The 4,589-nt window shown below is 61.9% G+C and carries 3 protein-coding genes; 2 read left to right on the top strand and 1 reads right to left on the bottom strand.

From position 1 onward, the window contains the following. Positions 1–365: 365 nt before the first annotated feature. Positions 366–2,846: a bifunctional lysylphosphatidylglycerol flippase/synthetase MprF gene (locus BGN98_RS00005; RefSeq protein ID WP_288118547.1), complete on the bottom strand. Its 2,481-nt coding sequence runs from the start codon at positions 2,844–2,846 to the stop codon at positions 366–368. A gap of 265 nt (positions 2,847–3,111) precedes the next feature. Here BGN98_RS00005 and BGN98_RS00010 point away from each other — a divergent pair, with 265 nt between their 5' ends. Together BGN98_RS00010 and BGN98_RS00015 are read left to right on the top strand one after the other, a co-directional pair. After that, positions 3,112–3,852 carry a phosphatase PAP2 family protein gene (locus BGN98_RS00010; protein ID WP_288118550.1) on the top strand — a complete coding sequence of 247 codons (741 nt, stop codon included), beginning with the start codon at positions 3,112–3,114 and terminating at the stop codon, positions 3,850–3,852. Beyond that, on the top strand, positions 3,852–4,517 hold the full coding sequence (locus BGN98_RS00015; RefSeq protein WP_288118553.1) for a DedA family protein: 666 nt from the start codon (positions 3,852–3,854) through the stop codon (positions 4,515–4,517). Before BGN98_RS00010 ends, BGN98_RS00015 begins: the two co-directional genes overlap by 1 nt. Positions 4,518–4,589 lie beyond the last annotated feature (72 nt).

The raw sequence follows: 4,589 nt of genomic DNA on the forward strand, positions 1-4,589 counted from the left end.
AGAGACCACCAGCATCGAGGAAGGCCCGCCTCATGCGGCGGAGCGACCCAGTGTGGGGAATTTCGATGAGCAGAACTGAGGAATTTCAGTGAGCGCCGTCACCGGCTGCTGTTGCGCGAAGGACAGGTCCTCGTTTCGGCAGAGGGGATTCCTAATGCCCACGTTCTCAGAGCCGTTGATGAAGGACATTGGACGCGTCTCAGTATCCGGCCATTGGGTTCCAATGTTCCTTCACACAACGTCCGAGTGCCCCGTCTGCCCGGCGCCGGGGCCCGCGACGGCGACAGGCTTCGGGTGGAGCTACGTGGGACGGGATACGTCCCACCCCAGACGTAGTTGTTGTTCGAGCAGTGGAGAACTGCTCCTTAGTGAGGCAGCGGTGCGCTGATCCCTGATCCGCGGAGCGCGCCGCCCATCCTGACCGCTTTAGCTATGGTCAAGTTCGGGATGTAACAGCGGGCGATTGCGACGGCCGCCGCCGGTAGAACAGCATTGTCGGGGTAGACGAGCCATAAGGAGACGAACTCGGGCTGGAACTTCCGCTTGAAACTATGCAGTGATCGAAACCCATAACCGGGTTCGATCATTTCACCCAAACTGGCGAGCAGGCGAGCCAGCGGGACCGCTGCGTCCGTCTTATCAACGACAGTCGCAAGGGGGCTGCCCGAAAGACTGAGCCTCGACAAGTTCTCGTTCCTCAAGGCGTCGATCGCCGCGCCGATGGTGAACTCCATCACACCATTCATGGCGTCGGGTCTACGCCGCATCAGATCCAGCGTGTACCCGTCGATGGCACCGCCTAGCGCGTAGGTGGGCAGCCAGCTTGTGATGGCGTGGATCCGACCATTCTCATCGGTGGCAATCATCAAGCGCACAGCGGGATCGACCAGTTGGTCGACCCCGCCGAGGGTGAACTCCATCTCCGGCAAACCTTGTTCGGCAACCCAGACCTCCGAGATCTCTCGAATTTGGGTGTGCTCGGCAAAACTTAGTCGATCCCAGCTCGTCCATCGGGCTGAGAGGTTTTCGCGGCGCGCCCGATTGGTCGCCGTACGCACGTCCTGCCGTTTCTTGCCGGCACTCGTCCAGGTTAACGGGTTCAAGATGGCTTCCTCCGCTACGGGGAGGCGCTGCCACCCGAGCTCCGCGAGGGAGACGGAGGCACATTCGTTGACGCTGTAGAAAACCGGCGTCCATCCGTTGCCGCCGCAGAACTCGACGAACTCTCGCGCAACTTCCGTCCGCGCTGAATCGGGGCCGATTGCTGCCCCCAGGGTGACGGCGACCGCCCCATGCACCCGGTACGCAAATGCGGCGTCCAGAGTAGAAGAAAACCAGTAGGAGTTGCCCGACCACGTCGCCATATAGGAGAGGTTGTCTCCACCCCCACGCCGCACAAGCGCCCTGATGCGTGCACGATCGGCTGCTCCCGCGACGGCGCCGGGCGAGAGTACGAGGCGGGCGGTGGCAATGACGACGGTCATCCAGAACACGACCGAAGGTAGATACCACGCTGCTTGCGCTGCGTCGGTGTAGGGGACGAATATGAGGGCATCAGAGGGGAACAGTGTCGGGGGAATCAGTCGCAGCGGCGCCTCGGTAATGATCGTGGCGATGGGCGGCGACGGGAGATACCCCTCTCGCGCAACTATCGTTCCCGCGCAGCACAGGGCTACCCCGACCCCGGCGCCGCCGGCCAAGGCGACCGCGAAGGTTCTTCGAGCAGGAGCGGTCGAGGAGGCACGGGCGTCTCTGCGGAAGGTGAGTAGGGCGATCAGTACGATCAGCGGAACAGCAGCACCGACAACTAAACCAACGAGTGTCTGCCAGACGTATTCCTGCGTTTCTGTGTCTCGTGCCTGGGCGAGGAGGGCAAGCGTGTCAGGCTGAATGGCTGCGAGCAGCCAGATCATGCCGCCGAACAGGGCAGCATTGAGTATGACCAGGATCCAGAGAGCATCGCGTCGGCCCCGGAGAAGACCGACGGCGGCGAGGATCGCCACGATAATGGGAAGGAGTGCGATGGCTCCCGCGGCCGGCTGAAGGTCTGTGGACGAACTGTATGCAGCTGGGCAGGGAGCAGCCATCGAGCCGAAGGCACAGACCTGACCGTCGACCACCGATATGGGGTCTGAGGACAAGAACCCGTAGATGGACAAGAGCCCAGCTCCGCTGCCGCCGAACGTCGCCACGGCAGGACCGATCGAAGTTACGAGGACCAGGGCAGCCAGGAGAACACGCTTTTCGTGGTGAGAGCTGCGGACAACCCTCACCGGTCGACGCTTACCACCGAACGCGTAGCCCAGACCGAGGCCGATCGGAACAGCGACGAGCGAGAAGAGATCGTTCGAGCTGCCGGCATAGAGATAGAGGGTCACGGCGACCACTGTCGTGAGTAGGCGCACCCGCCGGCGCCACAAGGCGCTCACAAATGAGCTCGCCGCCATGGCGGTGCATACCAGCGGTGCGAGAGGAGACAATGTGTCTAACGTCGCCGCATTCAGGGGAACCAACTCGAGGTACTGCTCCTCGAGGAACCCAATCCCGAATCCAGCAACTGCTGACAACACCCCGCCGAGGAGGTAGACAACGAGACTCCTCACACTGCCCATCCTCTTCTCGCAAAGTCCCATGACCAGCAGTAGAAGGGGGATCAAGAGGGTCAGGGCGAGCGGGTCGGATATGGAGAAGAGCGACGACAGCGAACTCCACCAGCGATCGAGGTCTAACCCGGCGGGACCCGACACGGCCTGCGGCTCGAGTCTCATCTCCGAGTTCATCGCCCCGCCAACAGTGAAGGCGCTCACGAGGACGGCGAGAAAGACCGTTGTGGGATGCCGGCTCATCCAGTTCCGGCTCCAGGACAGAAACCGCCGTAGCTTCAGCACAGCCCCCCGCCCGACTGTCGACGACTGAACATGCTGCTGCCTGTGGCGAGCAAACCGGTTCGTACATCAACGCAGGAACGGTGTATCACCTCGCAAGCGTATGGCTTTGTCGCTAAGACGGTCCTGAGGGTAGGCAACGTGGGGGCGGTCATCCACCACCCCAGACCTCGCAGGCCGTGTGTTTCTTCGAGGATTCTTTGAGGCGATCGGGCACGATCCTGTCATGGCACAAAACTCCGAGCATGCGATAAACACGGCGACTAGGAGGTGGCCAGGGCTGCCCTGGGAGTTCTCACTGACCGTCGCGGTATGCCTCGCTGGCATGATTGGTGTTCTTCTGTGGGGACTGGTGGTTTCGCGAGACAAGAACGAGCTCGGGTTCGACATCTGGCTGAACGGAGCACAGGCACCCTTTATGGACGCATGGGGCGAGTTCGCCGCGTTCGCCGTGGGAGCGCCGATGGCGATCGCCATCGGAGTCGCGTTCGCAGGACTTGCCGGATGGCGTTACCGGAGTCTGGCGGTGGGCCTCGGCGCGGGACTCGCGGTTGCTCTGAGTTGGTTGTCGAGCGCCCTCATCAAAGCCCTTGTTGCTCGGCCCCGTCCCGACTGGAGCGCGATCACCCACCATGTGGGACCGATTGAAGTGGATGCCAGTTTTCCCAGTGGGCATGTGACCTTCATCTCCGCACTGTCTACCGTGGTGGTTTTGCTGCTCTGGACCAGCCGCTATCGATGGGGGGCGGTTGCGCTTGGCGGCACGGCGACCCTCATCATCGCGATCGGCCGTGTGTATGTAGGGGCGCACTACCCGAGCGACGTGATAGCCGCGGTTGTGTACGGGTTCTTCGCAGCGACCCTCGCGTACGCCGTTATCGGACGGTTGTTGAGCGTGGGAGACATTCAACAGAGAATTGACCGGCTCTTTCCCGCACCATTTCGATCAGAGAGAAGTGCCAGCTGATGGTCGCTACAGCGATTCCGCTTCTGGACGCATCCGGCTGGTTGCATGCGTTCGGGCCTTGGGTCTTGGTGGGCATCGCCGTGGTGGTGTTCATCGAGTCAGGCGTGCTCTTCCCCTTCCTGCCGGGCGATTCTCTCCTGATCACGGCCGCGATCCTGGCTCCCCAGTTAGGTATCAGTGCGTGGCAGGTAGTCATCGTTGCTGCGGTAGCTGCCGTCGCGGGGGACCAGGTCGGGTACTGGTTGGGCAGGAGATTTGGCAGGCGCTTGTTCCGGCCGGGTGCTCGAGTGCTCACCATCGAGCGTCTCGAAAGCGCGCACGCGTTCTTCGTGAGGTATGGAGGCCCGTCTCTCGTACTGGGCCGTTTTGTCCCGTTCGTCCGGACGTACGTTCCCCTTGCCGCTGGAATCGCCGACATGCGCTACCGGAGGTTCTTCTTCTGGAATGTGCTAGGGGGAATCGGATGGGTCGTGAGCATGGTCTTGTTGGGTGTTCTTCTGGGGGGGATACCGTTCATCGCGAACAACATCGATGTTCTGATGGTCACGATCGTCCTCATCTCTGTTCTACCCATCGTTGTAAGTGCGCTACGCCGCCGCCGTGCCGCACGCAGAGCATCCGAATCCATGGCGGTTCCCCCATCGGGGGACCCCCAAGGGAGCTAGGGCGTGTTGATCAAGAGGTTCCGCTCCTCGGTGGGTGAGTCTTGAACGGTGACGCGACAGGAGATCTCTGAC

The sequence above is a fragment of the Microbacterium sp. 69-7 genome, from assembly GCF_001897985.1.
Lineage (GTDB): Bacteria > Actinomycetota > Actinomycetes > Actinomycetales > Microbacteriaceae > Microbacterium > Microbacterium laevaniformans.